Source organism: Opitutaceae bacterium (assembly GCA_041395105.1).
Taxonomy (GTDB): domain Bacteria; phylum Verrucomicrobiota; class Verrucomicrobiia; order Opitutales; family Opitutaceae; genus B12-G4.
Map to the genome: position 1 here is coordinate 198,060 of JAWLBB010000004.1, position 17,402 is coordinate 215,461.

The 17,402-nt window shown below is 62.4% G+C and carries 13 protein-coding genes; 7 read left to right on the top strand and 6 right to left on the bottom strand.

The genetic code is table 11. The features are described 5' to 3' along the window. Positions 1–194: 194 nt before the first annotated feature. On the top strand, positions 195–857 hold the full coding sequence (locus R3F07_14485; GenBank protein ID MEZ5277584.1) for a hypothetical protein: 663 nt from the start codon (positions 195–197) through the stop codon (positions 855–857). 120 nt (positions 858–977) lie between these two features. Beyond that, the gene (locus R3F07_14490; GenBank protein MEZ5277585.1) at positions 978–1,688 is read left to right on the top strand and encodes a DUF1961 family protein; all 711 of its coding nucleotides are present in this window, start codon (positions 978–980) and stop codon (positions 1,686–1,688) included. Between the two features lie 152 nt (positions 1,689–1,840). On the opposite strand, the gene R3F07_14495 is transcribed toward R3F07_14490, so the two are convergent. Together R3F07_14495 and R3F07_14500 are read right to left on the bottom strand one after the other, a co-directional pair. After that, the gene (locus R3F07_14495; protein ID MEZ5277586.1) at positions 1,841–2,620 is read right to left on the bottom strand and encodes a TIM barrel protein; all 780 of its coding nucleotides are present in this window, start codon (positions 2,618–2,620) and stop codon (positions 1,841–1,843) included. Between the two features lie 125 nt (positions 2,621–2,745). Continuing rightward, the gene (locus R3F07_14500; GenBank protein ID MEZ5277587.1) at positions 2,746–5,583 is read right to left on the bottom strand and encodes an insulinase family protein; all 2,838 of its coding nucleotides are present in this window, start codon (positions 5,581–5,583) and stop codon (positions 2,746–2,748) included. Between the two features lie 174 nt (positions 5,584–5,757). On the opposite strand from R3F07_14500, the gene R3F07_14505 reads away from it, so the two are divergent. Further along, positions 5,758–8,625, top strand: coding sequence for an insulinase family protein (locus tag R3F07_14505; protein ID MEZ5277588.1), 2,868 nt, complete (start codon positions 5,758–5,760; stop codon positions 8,623–8,625). 184 nt (positions 8,626–8,809) lie between these two features. Next, a complete protein-coding gene (locus R3F07_14510) occupies positions 8,810–9,898 on the top strand; it encodes an AI-2E family transporter (GenBank protein MEZ5277589.1) in 1,089 nt (362 codons plus the stop codon). Between the two features lie 146 nt (positions 9,899–10,044). On the opposite strand, the gene R3F07_14515 is transcribed toward R3F07_14510, so the two are convergent. Genes R3F07_14515 through R3F07_14525 form a run of 3 tightly spaced genes read right to left on the bottom strand, consistent with a single transcriptional unit; the run spans position 10,045 to position 12,900 of the window. Next, positions 10,045–12,234, bottom strand: a complete 2,190-nt coding sequence (locus R3F07_14515) for a hypothetical protein (GenBank protein MEZ5277590.1) — start codon at positions 12,232–12,234, stop codon at positions 10,045–10,047. A gap of 43 nt (positions 12,235–12,277) precedes the next feature. Continuing rightward, entirely contained in the window at positions 12,278–12,505 is a 228-nt protein-coding gene (yacG, locus tag R3F07_14520) for a DNA gyrase inhibitor YacG (protein MEZ5277591.1), read from the bottom strand. Continuing rightward, the gene (locus R3F07_14525) at positions 12,502–12,900 is read right to left on the bottom strand and encodes a DCC1-like thiol-disulfide oxidoreductase family protein (GenBank protein ID MEZ5277592.1); all 399 of its coding nucleotides are present in this window, start codon (positions 12,898–12,900) and stop codon (positions 12,502–12,504) included. The genes yacG and R3F07_14525 overlap by 4 nt, the downstream gene beginning before the upstream one ends. Before the next feature lie 201 nt (positions 12,901–13,101). On the opposite strand from R3F07_14525, the gene R3F07_14530 reads away from it, so the two are divergent. Both R3F07_14530 and R3F07_14535 read left to right on the top strand, forming a co-directional pair. Then, positions 13,102–13,545 carry a SufE family protein gene (locus R3F07_14530; GenBank protein ID MEZ5277593.1) on the top strand — a complete coding sequence of 148 codons (444 nt, stop codon included), beginning with the start codon at positions 13,102–13,104 and terminating at the stop codon, positions 13,543–13,545. Beyond that, positions 13,542–14,357, top strand: a complete 816-nt coding sequence (locus tag R3F07_14535) for a TatD family hydrolase (GenBank protein ID MEZ5277594.1) — start codon at positions 13,542–13,544, stop codon at positions 14,355–14,357. Before R3F07_14530 ends, R3F07_14535 begins: the two co-directional genes overlap by 4 nt. 90 nt (positions 14,358–14,447) lie before the next feature. On the opposite strand, the gene tcdA is transcribed toward R3F07_14535, so the two are convergent. Continuing rightward, a complete protein-coding gene (tcdA, locus tag R3F07_14540; protein MEZ5277595.1) occupies positions 14,448–15,230 on the bottom strand; it encodes a tRNA cyclic N6-threonylcarbamoyladenosine(37) synthase TcdA in 783 nt (260 codons plus the stop codon). A gap of 280 nt (positions 15,231–15,510) precedes the next feature. Here tcdA and R3F07_14545 point away from each other — a divergent pair, with 280 nt between their 5' ends. Further along, positions 15,511–17,325: a hypothetical protein gene (locus R3F07_14545; GenBank protein ID MEZ5277596.1), complete on the top strand. Its 1,815-nt coding sequence runs from the start codon at positions 15,511–15,513 to the stop codon at positions 17,323–17,325. Positions 17,326–17,402: the final 77 nt, after the last annotated feature.

Consider the following 17,402-nt stretch of genomic DNA (forward strand, 5'->3'; position numbering starts at 1 on the left):
CTTGAATCCGTCGTCGGGCACGGTCGCAGTTTCTTTACCGTGCATGGAGGAATCGGCTCAGGAGAATAGGGGATTTCCACCGGGAACCGGTGAATCTGCGGATCCGCAACCGGGAAAACCCTGTGAAGTGCGTTTATCGGGGGGTCTTGATCCTCAGTTGCCGTTGGGCGAAGTCGAATGAGAAGAGTCCCATCATGAAATACCTGCTCTGCTTACTCATTCTGGTGACCTCGGTGTTCGGGAGCGAATCCATGGTCAAGGTCGTCTATCGCGTTCAGGGGCCCACCATCGAGGCAGGTGACTATGCAGGCCTGCCCCGGACCGTCTACCGGGTGGACGATCGGATGGGGCGGGTGGAGGAAACCCGCGACGCCGATTTCGGCATGCATGCGCTCATCATTCTGAACCATCAGGATGTCTGGATGATCAATCGCGTCACTTCGGTGGGCATGCATTTCAGCGCTCCCGATCCGGAACGGGGCTTCCGGGTTCCCATCGTGCCGTCCGTTCTTCCCTCGAAGGATCAGAAGGCGGAACGCTTCGAAATCGGTCGGGAATTGGTTTTCATGGCCGAGCGGGCGGTGGATCCGGAAATCCGGACCGAGGACTGCAATCACTTCCAGGTCTATGAGACGCAGGTCGATGGACTCACCTTGACCGTTTACTGTTCGCCGGAGTCGGGCCTCCCCCTTCGCAGCGAGGTCCGCGAGGCGGACCAGATCCTGGTCGAGATCGCTTACGATCAGTACGAGACGGGCCTGCCGGTCGATGCCCGGCTCTTCCTTCCCGATGAAGGTCTGGAGATCACCGAACACAGCCGTACGCCTCAGGTCAGGGTTGCCTCCACAGCCAACTGAGTGCCGGACGGCGGGCCGCCCGGCACTTTCTCCTGCAGGTTCTTATTGCCTTGATCAGTCCGCCTGATACGATGGCAGCCATGGATCGGACCTGTCCCCCGATTCACGGAATCGACAGCCATGCCTTTGGATTACCCGGACCGAGCACTTCTCCACCGAGATGACTTTGCCGATCTTGATAACTGGCACCACGAAGGTGCCGGCCGGATCGAGAAATCGGGCGAGGGAGGCATGCGAATGGTCTGCCTGGACAGCTACCAGGGCGGACCGGGCTGCATGGCCTTTTTTCGCCCCGACCTCCCGGACGGGATTTCCGTGAGCTATGACCTGGTGGTCAGGAGCCACGGTGGGTTGATCATCAACTACCTCGCCATCCGCGGCTTGAAGGGCGAAGACCTGATCAGGGATGCGGACCGGCTGGCACCCCGAACCGGAGTGATGAAGAATTACTATGCGGCAAAGTGGGGACTGCAGAGTTATCATGTCTCAGTCAGCCGCTTCGACGACGAGGGGCGCCATACCGAAACCTCGAACTGGCGTCGCAATCCCGGCTGTCTCCTGGCTGGACACGGGGTCGATCTCGTCCGGGAGGTTGACCGCCCCTATTCCCTTCGCCTGACCAAGGACTTCGGGTGCCTCCAGCTCTATGTCGACGGTCGTTTTGCCCATGGCCTGATCGACCGATCGGAGGCCCGGCACCCCGTTCCCGACTGGGGCAAGTTCGGTTTTCGCCTGATCGGCTCCGATGTCGCGGCCGAAGTATCCAATTTTCGGATTCACCGGATCGATCCGCACCCCGCGCCGAGAGTCAATCTTGAGGACGACTTGTAGCGGACCATCGCGCATCAAACGAGGGCATGCCTGGCGACCGGGCCGCAGCTCGGGAGATCAGCCCACCATCTTCGGGAGGGATCCTCTGGGGGTCGTGCTCCTGCGCGACTGCCCGGAGCCCCCGTCAATTCATGCGGGATGGGCCACCAGGCCTATCCCTGATCGCAGATCGTGAAGGCGGCCTGCAGGCCGGCCCAGCGGTCGCCGGTCGAGATGAATTCGTGGGCGAGGTAGCCGTCGAACCCGGTCCCGGCGATGGCGCTGCAGATGGCGGCATAGTTCAACTCCTGGGTCGCATCCATCTCGTGACGCCCCGGATTGCCCGCGGTGTGAAAGTGGCCGATATGCTCGATGTTGTCCCGGATGGTCCGGATGAGGTCACCCTCCATGATCTGCATATGGTAGATGTCGTAGAGGAGCTTGACCGCCGGGGAACCCACCTTTCGGCATAGTTCCACCCCCCACGCCGTATGGTCGCACTGGTAACCGGCGTGATCGACCCTGGAGTTGAGCAATTCCACCACAAGGGTCACTCCGGCCCTCTCCGCGACCGGGGCCGCCCGCTGCAAACCCTCGGCACAGACGTTCATCCCCGCCGCGTCGTCCTGACCGGGGTTCCGGTTGCCGGAGAAACAGATCAGATTGCGGATACCGTGCTTCTCGGCGAAGGCGATGTTCTCACGCAGCTCGGCTTCGATCCGGTCGTGATTGGACGCCTTGTTCAGGCCATCCGTCAGGGAAGCATGGCCGCACATGCAGGCGATTTCGAGTCCGGCGGCCTTGGCCTCGGCCACGATCCCGTCGTGCTCGGGGCCCCGGCCCCAGAACTCGGTCGCCACATAGCCGATCTCACGGGCATGGCGGAAGAGCTCGGCGGTCGAGCGGTCCGGGCGGGTGAAAAGGGGATAGCAGAAGGATTGGCGGATTCTCATGGAAGGGGTTCTCAGAGGATACGGACTCCGGGCTTGAGAGGGTTTTCCGGCGATCGGTCAATCCCGGGATGATCCAAGCCCAGTGGCAGTGGCTGGGGGGCTCGTCTCACCGATGGAGGCTCACTTCATTCATAATGCTGGCCGCGCTTCCACATCTCCACGTCGTCGATGGTCGCTTTCGTGGACTCGGCGGGCTCATGCTGTCGGGCGAAGGCCAGAACCGTCCGCACCCGGCTGGTCTCCGGAAGGAGCATCCGGTCGAGCGTGGCGGCGACCGATTCGGGGGTCAATCGGTCGAGCGCGGCCAGGGCTTCGGCGTCGCGGTCCCAGTCTTCCTCTTGCTCATAGGCGGCAAGAAAGAAACGCGACGCTCGCTCCGCGATGCTCTTGTCCTTCTCTTCGAGCTGGGCCCGGGCCCCGGCCACCAGCGAAGCAAAATCCTCTTCGGAGAGTCCTGCAAAAAGCTGCGGGACGGTCTGGAGAAAGGCGTTGACCCGGCCGCCGATCTCGTCGGCCGGGTAGTCGGCCGATTGAATGACGAACCCTCCAAAGAGCTCATCCTCCTGAGGAAAGGTGAAACTCCAGACGATATAGCCGAGCTGCTGACGGGTCCGCATTTCGGTGTAGAAGGGCTCTTCAAGGAAATTGTTGATGACCAGCGCGGTCGCCCGGTTCTCCGGGGTGTCGGGGCCGAGCAGGCTTTCCGACCAATAGCAGGAATTGTTCACCTCAAGGCGGTCGATCGAAACGATGGCGGAGCCGGCATCCTGAACCAGCAGACGGGTCTCAAAGAGGTCCTTGTTTTCGACCGGACGCAGCGCCAGGGTGTCCTTGATGAACCGGGTCATCCGGATCGCCTCGGCGGCCGAGATATTGCCGTGGATGAGGGCCTCGATTTTTCCCTCGGAATAGAGCGAGCGGGCGAAGGCCTTGACGTCGCCCAGGGTGATTCCCTCGGCCACCGGGAGCTGCTCGTCCGGTGTGAAGTAGACCTCCTGTAGCACCTTGCGCTTGGTCTCCCGGGCCTGTCGGAAAGCGTCGAGCAGGCTGGCATTGGCGAGTTCACGGATCATCCGGTCCTTGAGCGCATCGAAGCGCTTTTCCGGCAGGTCAATCCGGGTCAGTCGGTCCACCACGTAACGCATCAATTGATCGGCGGATTGGTTGTAGCCGCTGATGTTCAGCGTGACTCCATCGAGAGAGGCGGTCAGGCTCTGGCTCAGTCCCGCCTCGGATGCCGCGTAGGTGACTTCGTTGATCATTTCCGTCACGACCGCCTGGTAGTAAGCCTTCAATACCGCCGTCCGGAGGGTGCCGGACCGCTGGGGCTGGCGGATCCGGACAACCGCGGCGACCTGGGGTCGCTGGAATTCGGCGTCCTGGGAGTAGAAGAGGCTCAGCCCCGGTTCATCGATCAGCTTGACCGGCCGCGGGGCGAGCAGCTCGACCTTGGTCGGCACAAACGGATTGGGCTGAACCATGGTGATCTCCGGGCCGATGGCCGGATCCTTCAGCTCGGCGTAGAGCGGTCCGCCCAGTTCCTCATAGCTGTAGGGCGTGCCGTAGTGGACCTCGGTCTGGTCCGTCGGCAGCCCTTTCGCCACCAGGGAGGCCATCATGGTGTCCGGGCGGATGGCGTCGAGCACCATGAACCAGGAATCGGGATCGGGCTTTGTATAGAGATAATCAATACGATCGGCCAGTTCGAGCGGATAGAGCAGGGCGTTGTTCGCGAGACCGGTCGAGCGGTCGTTCCCGTCGCCCTTGTCCTCGTAGAGCTCGTCCAGCCTCGCCATGGTGGCTCGTTCGCGGAAGAGAAACTCGGGATAAGGGGAGCGGCGCATGTTCTCGACATAGGCAAAGACGGTCCGCATCACCTGTTCCCAGTTTTCCAGGCCCTTCGGGGTGAGGCTGGCGGTGATGGACAGAAAGGAGTAGTCGTCGGTCAACTCCCAGGCGCCGCAGCCCAGACCGGTCGCCAGGTCGGCCTCCTTCAGGATCGAGAGCAGACTGCCCGCTCCCTCGTAGCCAAGAATGAAACCGACCAGGCGGTTCGGTTTGGATTCATAGTACCGGCGGGTGGCGGGCAGCGGAAAATCCATGACCAGCTCGCGCTTGTCCTTGATCGGTTCGATCCGGAGCAGACGGACCACCGGCTTGGGTTCAAGGATGTCCGCCGGGTAGACAATCGGGTCGATATTCCGGTTCCGGATTTCCGAGAAATACCGACGGGCCAGTTTCTCAAGCTCGTCCAGGCCGGCCGATCCGGTCAGGGCCAGGGCCATCCGGTTGGCGCTGTAGTGGTTCTCGAAGAGATCGATGAACTCCTGCCGCTGCAGGCCGGCCAGGGTCTTGGAATTGCCGGTCGCGAAATGATTCTCCGGATGGTTCGGATTGAAGTGGCTGCGCTGGACCTGGTCGATCCGGCGGTTATCTTCCTCCAGGTTCATCTCGTTTTCCGAGTCGACCGCATTCATCTCGCGCTTCGTGAATTCCTCGGTGAAGAGGGGGGCGATGAAGAACTGGGCAAAGCGGTCCAGTCCACCTTCGAAGGCATCGTGATTGATCTCGAAGTGATAATTGGTCAGCTCGCCCGCAGTGTAGGCATTGGCGAACCCCCCATTGCTGCGGATATAGTTGCCGTAATCGCCTTCGCCGGGGTATTTCTCCGTGCCGAGGAAGAGCATGTGTTCAAGGAAGTGAGCCAGTCCCTGACGGTCCTTCGGATCACTGAGAGAACCCACTCCGATGGCCATCGAGGCGGAAGACTTGTTCAAGTCCGGGTCGGAGAGCAGGATGACGCGGAGGTCGTTTTCGAGGACAAGGTGCCGCACTTCAGAACGGTCGGTCGGCGCCTTCTCGGGCAGATCGTCGAGCGATCCCCGGGCAGAACCTGCAAGGCAAATCGCCAGCAGGATGGGAACGACGGGCAGCAGCTGGGGGTGGGCGCGGAATCGTTTCATGACGTCAATGGTTACCTGAACGAGAAAACGAGGGTTTTGCCCGATGGCAACTCCGGACCGGCGGAACTACCCGCCCGGGGTGACGGCTTCCCCCTCCGGGTGGAGACAATTTCCCGTTGGCAGGCTCGCAATTCCGGAACTTCGACCTACGGTTGCGGATCCAACTTACCCTTCATGAGACACCTCTCCGCCATTTTCCTCGCCCTTGTCCTCTCCTGGTCGGCCTCGGGCTCCACTGATGCCGTTTCGCCCGCCGCCACCAGCGACCTGCCCTCCGATCCGGCCGTTCACTACGGTCAACTCCCGAATGGAATGCGCTACGCCGTCATGGCGAATCACGAACCGCGGGAGCGCGCGGCTCTCCGGCTGCTGGTCGAGGCCGGATCTTTGAATGAGAAGGAGAACCAGCGGGGATTGGCCCACTTCCTCGAGCATATGGCCTTCAACGGCAGCGAGCACTACCCGCCGGGCACCCTGATCGAATTCTTTCAGCGGATGGGGATGAGCTTCGGCGGGGATACCAATGCCTACACCAGTTTCGATGTCACCGTCTATATGGTGGATCTTCCCAATACCAAGCCGGAAACCATCGGGGAGGGCCTGCGCGTCTTCCGCGATTATGCGGGCGGACTTCTGCTTGGAGACGAGGAACTCGACCACGAACGCGGCGTCATCCTGAGCGAAAAGCGCACCCGGGATTCCGTGGAATTCCGGTCCTATGTCGCGGAGATGGATTTCCTTCTCGACGGTTCCCTCTTTCCCCGACGCATGCCGATCGGAGAGGAGGAAATCATCCAGACCGCGCCGCGCGAAGCCTTCGTCGATTTCTATGATACCTGGTATCGCCCGGAATTGATGACCGTCGTGGCCGTCGGCGACTTCGATGTCGCCGAAATGGAAGCACAGATCACGGCGGCCTTTTCCGATCTCCAACCACGCGGTCCCGTGCGAACGGATCCGGATCTCGGGGTGATCGCGGAACGCGAGGGCCTGTCCATCCTTTATCATCCGGAACCGGAAGCGGGCTCGACCACCGTGGCGATACAGACCGTCACGCCGTATGTGAAGGAACCGGATACGGCGGAAAACCGGATCCGCCAGTTGCCGCGGGACCTGGCCCTCGCCATCCTCAACCGTCGCCTGGCCGAGCTGGCCAAGACCGAGAATGCCCCCTTCCTTTCCGGCCGATCCAGCGTTTTTGAGGGTTACGATTTCTTTCGCAATGCGAGCATTGAGTTGACCGGGAAACCGGAGCGCTGGGACGAAGCCCTCGCCCTGGCGGACGTCGAATTGCGGCGGGCCCTGCAGTACGGCTTCCAGCAACCGGAATTGACCGAAGTCGTGGCCGCGTTCCGCAATGGGCTCGAACAGGCGGTCAAGCAGGCACCGACCCGCCGCTCGGCCGGACTGGCCGGTCAGATCGTTGACGCGGTTTCCAGCGATGAGGTTTTCACCACGCCCGAGTTTGACCTCGCCCTGTTGGGTCCGGTTCTCGAGGCCGTCACGGCCGACGATTGCCTGGCGGCCCTTCGTGAGGCCTGGGATGTCCCCCACCGCTTTGTCAGTGTGATCGGAAACGCCCGGATCGAAGGGGATGCGGACGCTACCATTGCGGCCGTCTTCTCCGCGAGCCAGTCTGTCGCGGTCGACCCGCCGGCCGTGATCAACGAGGTTCCCTTCGCCTACACTTCCTTCGGGGAGGCCGGTGAGGTGGATTCCCGGACGGAGGTCGACGATCTCGAGATCACCCAGGTGGTTTTTGCGAACGGGGTCCGGCTGAATCTGAAAAAGACGGATTTCGAGGCCGGCAAGATCATCATGAGTGTGCGGCTGGGTGGCGGCAAACTGAGCGAGCCGGCCGATAAGCCCGGTTTGGCGCTCCTCGCCGGCAACGTTTTCACCCAGGGAGGACTCGGGGCGCATAGCAGCGACGAACTGCGGCGCATCCTGGCCGGGAGGAATGTCGGTGTCGGTTTCAGCGTCGGCGACGACGCATTCGGCTTCTCCGGTGCGACCACGCCGGAAGACCTTCTCCTCCAACTCCAGTTGACCACCGCCTACATCACCGATCCCGGATACCGGCCGGAGGCCGACCGCCAGATCCGCAAGGGGATTGAACAGTACTACACCCGTCTGGCCCATGTGCCGGACGGACCCCTTCAGCTGGAGGTCGCCCGGCGCCTCGCCAGCGGCGATTCCCGGTTCGGAATGCCGCTGCAGGAAGAGATTGACCAACGGACCATGGCGGAGGTGGCCTCCTGGCTGGGCCCGGACCTGGAAAGCGGGCCGATCGAAATCGCCCTGGCCGGCGATCTCGAGGTTGACGCCGCCATCGAGGCGGTCGGTCAGACCCTCGGCGCCCTCCCGCCGCGGGAGGCAAAGCCGGCCTATACCAAGGAGCGCCAGGTCCATTTCCCGGCGGAGACGTTCTCCCTGGATTACCAGGTGCCGACCGAAATCCCCAAGGGAGTGGTTGCGCTCTACTGGCCTACCACGGATGCCAGGGATGTTCACGTTTCGCGGCGCCTGGCCGTCTTGGCCAACGTCCTGACGGACCGCCTCCGGATCCGGATCCGCGAGGAACTGGGCGGGGCCTACAGTCCGTTCGCGGCCAGCAACGCCAGCGATACGTATGAAAAATATGGATATATAACGGCCCGGATCACGGTCGAGCCGGAGAAGGCGCAGGAGATCGCCGGAGCGGTGGTCGAACTGGCCGCCAGCCTCGCGGCCGACGGGGTGGGCGAAGATGAACTGGAACGGGCCCGGGAGCCGATCCTGACCTCGTTGCGGGAGTCGGCCCGCACGAACGGTTACTGGATCGGCGCCGTCCTGGGAAGCGCCCAGGAGTTCCCCCAGCGACTGGACTGGTCCCGTTCGCGCTACTCGGATTTCGGGGCGATCACCGCCAGCGAGATCGACGTTCTCGCGCAGGCCTACCTGGGACCGGACAAATGTTTCCAGGTCATTGTCCTGCCGGAAAGCGTCCTGGAGCCGGCCGGAGAGGAGATCGAGGCGGCGGCCGAAGTCGGAGCGGAGTAGGGCATTGCACAAGACAGTGTCCAGCCCGATGCGTTGGGTGTGGGAGAGGCTTGACGCTTCGATCTGTCGGTCAATCGAGGCGTAAAGCCTCTCCTGCAGGCTTTGCCTACCTGATTCGGGTTGCTCCCGGTGCCCTCTTGAAGCAGAAGGAATGTCTTTCCTTCCGGTTCCCGGCCCCGATCCCATGCGTCCATCCACTCGAGTGAGCAATCGCCAGCCCGTTCTGCGTTTTCTGATCGGGGCGGCCGCGTTTGTCATATTCGTGGCCGGAATCCGGGCAGCCTCTCCGATCGCGGTTCCCTTCCTCATGGCGATTTTCGTCTCGGTGATCACCGCTCCGGCCTTTGTCGCCATGCAGCGACGGGGCGTTCCTTCCTGGGTCGCGCTGTTGATCCTGGTCCTGGGCCTCGTCCTCATCGTGACGGGACTGGCCGGTGTGGTCAGCAACTCGGTCGCCGATTTCACCCGCAACCTGCCCCAGTATCAACTCAGGCTTCAGGACAAGCTCGTGGAGACGGTGGCCTGGATCGAGGCCCGCGGTTTCGAGCTGCCGGCGGAACTGGAGGCGACAACCCTGAACCCCCAGGCCACCATGCGCCTGGTCGGCAGCATGCTGGCCTCGATGGGCAACCTGCTCAGCAGCAGCTTTCTCATCCTCCTCATCGTCGTCTTTTTCCTTCTCGAGCTGGCCATTCTTCCGGCCAAGGTCAGGGGCCTGGCGGGGCTGTCTCCGGAAACGGTCCGTTATGTCGGCCGCATCATGGAGGATATCCGCCACTACGTCGCCCTGAAGACGGTCATGAGTCTTCTGACCGGCCTGCTGGTCACCGCTTTCGCCTTCGCCCTGCGGATCGACTACCCGATTCTGCTCGGCCTGATGGCATTCCTCCTCAACTACGTCCCGACCATCGGTTCGATCATCGCGGCGATTCCCGGGGTTCTCCTGGCCACCGTTCAGTTCGGCATTTCCGAGGGATTCATCGTCGCCCTGGGTTACCTTGTCATCAATGTGGGTATCAGCAATGTGCTCGAACCCCGCTACCTCGGGCGCGGCCTGGGTCTCTCCCCGTTCGTCATTGTGGTTTCGATGTTCTTCTGGGGCTGGGTGCTGGGTCCGGTGGGGATGTTCCTTTCCGTGCCGCTGACCATGGCGGTCAAGATTGGCCTTGAGACCGGCGAGGAGACCCGGTGGATTGCCGTGCTCATGGGGTCCAGCGGGCCGGTCGGCGACGAGGACTCGAAAGTGAAAACGATCGACGAAGCCCAGGGGTAGGGCCGCCGCCGCCGGTATCCTTTGTCGTCACCTCGCTCTGCCGGGGTGCCCGGAACATCAGGCGGTCGCGCTTGCCCGCTCGCGCTACGCCGTGAAAGCCCGGGGAAGACGGGGACAGGGGCCAATCCCGACCGGGACCGTGGCTTCTACTTGGCAGCCTCCCCGACCACCGGCTCCACCACTGCTTCCTTCGCAAATGGCCAGAGGCTGTTTCGATGGGCGAAGAAGGCGTATCCGCCGGCCGCGATCACGATGAGTCCGACGGCGACGGCGGGCCAGACGCGGCGCCTCTGGTAAGGATCGTTGATCTGGCGCGAGGCATTGGGCGGCAGGCGCTTGGCGTCTGTCAGCCGGGTGGCGAGGGAAACGTTGACCTTGATCCGGCCGTTGATCGCCCAACCGTTGGCGTCAAGGATGGGACCGAGCGTGCGCTGCCTGAGCTTGAGCCAGGCGATCAGCATCGAGGGTCCGGAGATCGCCAGCAGGACGCCGATGACGGCGACGGGTATCTGCCAGAGATGCAACCCGAGGATTCCACCGATGATCGCGGTAAAGACACTGACGAAGCCGCTGATGGCCACACCGAGAGCGGCCACCGTTCCCACGTCGATCTTCTTCGGCTTGAGCAGTTCGGGCTTGGGATCGCCGGGCTTGGCCAGGGCGGTCGCCTCGAGTTTGGCATCGGCCTCCGCCTGGGCGGCCGCGGCCCGCTTGGTCACCTGCTCCTCGATGAATCGGACGAACTTCTTGTAGGGCTGGAAAAAAGCCTGCCGAACCGAAATGGGGAAATCCACCACCTTGGTGATATGCGCGTCCCAGTCCCGTCCCTTCCGGTCATAGAAGATTCCGTTTCGCCCGACCATCAGGTAGTCGGAGTCGCCCTGGGTGAAACAGGCGGCAATCTTCGCGGTCTGGCCGTTGGGCCGGCGCAGATCGCAATACGCGATGTACATCCGACTCAGCGATCCCAGAATCGAGTGGGCGGCCGGATCGGTCACTTCAACGCAGAGGTTGCAGCCGCGCTGGTCGAGGTAGAGGGTGCCCGCCTGAAAGGTGGCCCAGGTGTCCGGATTATAGAAGTCCTGGAACGACACGAAATTCCGAAGCAACCGGGCCAGGTCCCGATAGTAGAGGACCAGCTTGTTGACGTCGCCGATGCCCGCCGCCTCCGGGGCGAGGGCGGTGTCCCGGGCGATCAGTGTCTCGACCGCAGCCCGTCCCGGTCCGGTCAGGAGTGAACGGATACGCTCGATGCCCAGCTTTTCGACGGAGCTGCCCGCCTTGTGGGTCACCCATTCCTCATAAACGTTGAAGCGAAGGCCGATTTCGTTCCACTCGCCGACCTCCAGCTGATCCTTGTCCTCTCCGAAGAGCGGTTCGATCACCTTGCGGCGGAAGTCGGCGATGCGTTCCGACCAGGCGGGATTGAGCCCCGTGACCAGGTCAAGGACCGCGACAGGCTGGATTTTCTGCAGGGGAAGGTCCTCGACGTCCGGTCCGACGGTGGAGAGATCCTTCGGGGCAAGCGCGATGTATTCAGATTGTGGACGGTTGAGGTGCTCGAGGGCCCGGTTGTCGTAGGCGGCAAGCCGGCAGCGGTTGAAGAAATCGGTGATCTTGGTCTTGACCGCCGCGTAGGCCTCGTAGCCGGTCGGCGTCTGGTCCCCGAGGGGAAGGATGGCGGTGCCCTCCCGAGAGACTTCGTCGCCCTTGGACCACCATTGTTCAAACGCCGCCAGGTCGCCGTAGAATCGGGCCACGGTCTCCAGGTTGATGCCGGGGATGCCGTTGCCGTCGGCGACCGGACCGACCGTATCCATGATTTCCCGGATGAGGTCGCGGATGGATTCATCGTCCGAGGCGTCGATCGAGATGATGCCGTCGCCGTTGAAATTGGTCCGGGCAAGAATGCGCGCAGTGTCGCGGGTGTCTTCGGGAGTGACGAAGGTGGCGTCCGGTTTGCCGAGGTTCTTCAGGACCCGGATGGCTGAGGCGCGCAGGGCTCGGCCCTCGAGGGTCTGGTCGTTGATTGAGTCGAGGGGAAGCCGGTCGTGCTCCAGGGTGAGTTCGGCGGGATCCCGCAAACGCTGGGTGGTCCACTTGACGGCGGCGATGAGCTCAGGGGCGCGGATGCGACCGTCATCATCCGTGTCGATCAGGTCGAGGGTGGTCGGATCAAAATCGATGCCCCGAGTCGGACAACTCAGGGCGACCCAGAGTTTCAGATCAAGTGTCTCGAGCCGGGTGAAGTCGCCGGCCGTTTCGAATTTGGCTTGGTCAAGGGAACCGGCACGGAAGAATCGCCAGCGATGGGCAGGTGAGTCGGGAAGAATCATGCAACTTGGATGGTGGGCACGATCGGGCCTCGGGTGGAAGGGGTCAATCCTGTGGGTGATCCGGGTCAATCTCAGGGGGCAACTCCTCGAATTCCCGAAAATGGTCCGGACGAAGCGGCTCGGAGATCCGGAAGCGTTCGTCGAACCAGCCGCCCATGTCGATGAGCTGACAGCGTTCGGAACAGAAGGGACCATGAGGCCGGGCCAGCCAGGTTCCCCGCCGTCCGCACTGCGGACAACGGACGACGAGATGCGTCTTCTCAGTGGTCACCCGCGTTTTCGATCAAAAAAGAATCGGGTGAGACAAGAGAAAAACGGTCGATTCCTCGCGACCCGGCGGTAACCCCATTCGGAGATCGCGGCAAAGACCGGGCTTTTCCGGTAAAGACGGGCGAGGCGGGGACGTGCCATCCCGATCTCCCGGACACGGTAGGCGGCCTCGGCGCCCCGGGTGACCCGCCCATCGGGTTCCACCAGGTGGATCGCGCGGTCCAGATCGGCTGCGCTCATGACCGGATGATCGTCCGGGACGGTCTCCGAGGGTGCGAATTCAATGGTCCCCCCGGTCTGTGCCTGCCACCGATCCACCCAGAATCGGCAGAACCGGCAGTCTCCGTCAAACAGGAGAACCGGACGGTCGTCGCGGGAATCAGTTGGATGGGACATGATGAGGTTGGGGAGGTCGTCGAATCTTCGGCTGACTTCGGTGGAATGTCCAACCATCAGGTTCTTTCCTTCCCCTACCGCTTCGCCGCCTCCCTTGATGCGGCCGAAGCAAGGTCTCCGTTCATCACGTCCCGATCCGTGACTTCCGTGCCGCCGAATTCCTCCTTTCCACCTCGGGGCTCTGGCTCCTAGTGTCGTGAAGTGCTTCTCGCCGAACAGCGCCGTCGACTGATTGCGGATCTTCGAATGATTGAAGACCCGCAGGAGCGGCTGTCTGCCGTGATCGACCGCGGTGGACAACTCCCCGGTCTTTCCGTCGATGAACGGGTGGCCGCAAATCTCGTCCCGGGCTGCGTTTCCGCGATGTATCTGGTTTGCACCGCCTCGGATGGGCGCTGTTTCTTTCGCATCGATTCGGGCTCCGCCTTGATCAAGGGCCTGGTGGGATGCCTCTGCACCCTCTATGAAGGCCGGACTCCCGACGAGATTCTCGGGGATCCTGACGGACTGGTTGCCGAGATGGGCCTCGATCGGTTGATCACCCCGAATCGTCTGGTCGGAATCGGAGAGGTGCGAAAGGCCATGCATCGGTTTGCCCGTTCGATGTGCGCCCAACGGGAGTCCGGGAAGGAGGAATCGAAATGACGGGACTCTGCGACGCCCACCTCCATGTCCAGGATCCCGCCTTGCGACCGATGGCGACGGAGATCTCGGATTCGTGGACCCGCCTCGGCCTGGTCCGCGCGGTGACCAACGCCACCTGCGAGGCCGACTGGGATGCGGTCGCCGCGGAGGCGAGGCGGGATGCCCGGATCATTCCCGCCTATGGACTGCATCCCTGGGAAGTCGCGCGCCGATCCCGAAGCTGGCTTTCCGATCTCGAGGGGCGCCTGCGGTCCGGAAGTGCGGTTGTCGGGGAAATCGGCCTCGATCACGCTGTGAAGGGACGGGATGACGCCGTCCAGGAGGAGGTCTTTCTGCAGCAATTGGATCTTGGATACAGATTGAATCTCCCGGTGACCATCCATTGCGTGAGGGCCTGGGGACGGCTGGAGACGCTTTTGCGGGACCATCGGACACGCCTGCCCCTCCCGGGCTTCCTCCTGCACGCCTACGGGGGCCCGCCGGAGATGATCAACACATTTGCCGATCTCGGGGCCCGGTTTTCGTTCTCAGCCCGGGCCGGCCTGGAACCCGCCACCCGGATGCGGGCTTCCCTCGAGGCGGTTCCGGCCGACCGGCTTCTCATCGAAACGGACGCCCCGGCGCTGCCCCCGCCTCCTGAATGGACCGAGATCGAGTGGGTCGACGAATCGAACGGCCGGCGGCTCAACCACCCGGCCAATATCCTTTCGAGCTACCGATTTGTGGCAGGCTTTCTCGGGATTCCGCTGGACACCCTCGTCACGCAGGTGAGGCGCAATTTCGAAGCGATCTTCGGGGAGGTTGGGGAATGAGGCGGGCCGCGCCGCTTTGCCGGCGCCTCAGGTTCCGGGGAGAGCCGCGACACAGCGCGGCTGCTGCCTAGACGCACCTGGGGTGCCTCCCTATGCTTTCCCTTTCGCGATCCGATTCACCACCCCGGCAGCAAGGGCAAAGCCAAAGGCTCCGGTCACGAAGGCGGCCGTGCCGAATCCGCTGTCACAGTCCAGACGGAGTTCGGAATCCGGGTCTTTGGATGCGCAGACCGATCCGTCGGTCTGGGGGTAGACGGTCGGTTCCGGAGAAAAGACGCAGTCGATCTTGAATTTCCAGCGACGTTCCCGCGGGAAACCGAAATCCCTGCGCAGGATCTTGCGAACCCGGGCCAGAAGGGTGTCGTGAATGGCGCGGCTGAGATCCGCAGTCTGAACCCGGCCGGGATCCCGCCGCCCGCCCGCCGCCCCCGCCGTGATGACCGGGATGCGCAGGTCCCGGCAACGGGCCAGGAGCAGGCACTTGTTGGGGACGTTGTCGATCGCATCGACCACGTGATCAAAACCCTCCCCAAGGATCGCGTCCGCATTTGCCGCGGTGAAGAAGCCCTGACGCGCCGATACCTCGCAAGCCGGATTGATCGCCCGGATGCGCTCGGCCATGACGTTCACCTTGGCCTGGCCCACGGTTCCCGCCAGGGCGTGGACCTGCCGGTTCAGATTGGTTTCGCAGATCTCATCGAGATCAATCAGGGTGAGTCTCCCGGTACCGGAGCGGGCGAGGGCCTCGGCCGCCCACGAGCCGACCCCGCCGATCCCGATCACGCAGACGTGGGAGGCCCGCAGACGCTCAAGACCATCGCGTCCGTAAAGTCGGGCGACCCCGCCGAATGATCTGTCCGCGTCGGTCTTCAAGTGGAAACGATCAGGGGAGCACAGAAAGCCGGGAGGTTTCAAGCCCGACCTGCAAAAGCCGGAGATACCACTGCCGCCCCCCCGAAACACCTCCTTCAGGGGGAACGGTGGCGTCTCCCCGACGCGCATCCCCGACCCATTTGTAACATAATAGGTTACAAATCGCCCGGGGCCTTGGGATCCCTTCATTGACGCCTGACGGGAACGACCTACGGTCATTGGGATCCGATTAACGGGAACCCTTGCGGCCCGGATCGGTCGGTCATAATCTGTTTCTGCCATGTTCGGGATCCGATCCATCATCTTCAGCCTCTCCTGCCTCTGCCTTACCGGTCTGTTGTCCGCGTGGGTTGAGGACGCGAGTGATTCAGCTCAGGCAGTTGACGCTGCGATCGTTCCGTTGGCGACGGCAAACGAAGACGCGCCGGCGTTGGCGGAGGCCGTGGTGGGTGAAGCAACGGAATCGGCAGCCGCGGTGGACCCTGAGCCGGACGGGAAAGTGGCTGTCGGGGCGGAACCCGAGTCTGTGAGCGAAGGCGCTTCCGAAACATCGGGCCTGACGGAGGAGGAGATCCTGCTTCTCGGTGGTTTGCCGGTAGATAATGAAATCGTGGTCATGGAGGAATTCGGGGTCGAGACCGAGGCGATCAAGCCGCCAGAGCTGATGGTGGAGGACGCATCATTTGAGACGATGCGTGATCTTTCGCTCCAGGCGGAACTCCCGGTTGTTTATGCACCTTCGGCCACCAGTGAGGAGATCGACACCTACGGCATCGCGGCCGAGATCACCCAACCTCCGGCTCACGGGGAACTGCGTTTTCCCGAAGCCTATTCAACCGCCTTCTTTTATCTCCCGGAAAAGGGGTTCATTGGAGAGGACGAATTTCACTTCACTCCGTTCAGCTACCACCTGCCGGAATTCCGGGATTCGGGGAACGTTAGAAAGGAAGTGACGGAGGGCGAATGGGTGGTCCGAATCCGGGTCAATCAACTCCCCCGGGCGATCCAGACCCGGTCCATCCGCCAGGACTTGTCAGTCGAAAGGCAGATCAATATACTCTTTGTCATCGACAATTCGCAGTCGATGGCCGGCGAGCAGAAGATTCTGGCTTCCTCGTTCGATCGCTTTATCAAGGGCTTTCTTGATCAGCGCCTGGATTTCCGCATCGGGGTCCTCACCACCGACGCAACGAATGTTTTCAAGCCTGAGAAGCGCCGCAGTCCGGCGGTTTTTGGCGCGGGTTATCTGCAATTGACCCAGGACGCTCTCGGCGCGAAAGAGGCGTTGGATCGGGCCCTGAACACCGGCTCATCGGTCGAGGGAATCCGTTATCAGCCCTTCCTCGACAATCGGACCCCGGAACTGACCGCGCGATTCCAGGAACTGGCGCAGGTGGGCACCACGGGCAGCCCGAATGAGACGGCCATTGTGCCGATCATGATGTCTTATGTGGAGATGCTCAGTCCCGGAGCAATCGAGCACAACACCGCTTCGTTCGGAAGGGATCCCTTCTTCTACCAGCCGGAGGCGTTCCTTTCGATCGTCATTGTCAGCGATGAAGATGAGGCGGTCAGCCGGATCACGCCGGTTTTTGACCAGGCGGGCTCGATCGCCAGTTATGAAGTTGAGGTGGGCTCCTCCTATCTGGCGAAGGGGCGAAAGGGGGACGAGGCCACCCGGCAGTACATTGCCAGCATTCTCAAATCGCTGCAATCGCTCAAGAGAGATGCCGGCTTCCGGATCGACGCCGTCACCCACCCGAGGAAGGGCGTCTTCTTTTCACGTCTGGCCGAGCAGGGCGGAGGGCAGACAGTGGATATTTCCCGGGATTTTTCGAACCCGCTGATCGAGATTGGGGAGTCCATCGCCCGGCAGGCGTCGCGGACTTTTCGTTTACCGGACTTCAAGCCGGACGAGGTCTTCTTTGAGGACACCATCCGGGTGGCCATCGATGGCCAGGAGGTTGCCGAGGATGCGGTCGACGGCTGGGTCTTCAATTCCGAGCGGCAGACGGTGGAACTGCGCGGCCAGGCGGGTGAAGCGAGCTTTGGGGCGGTGGTGCGGATCGATTTCGACGTGGAATACCAGCCGTAATGTGCCTGAGATTCGCAGATTCTGTGAAAGCGGGTTCCCGTGTAGGGATCCTGGCTGAAGTCTTGAATTCCGTCGAA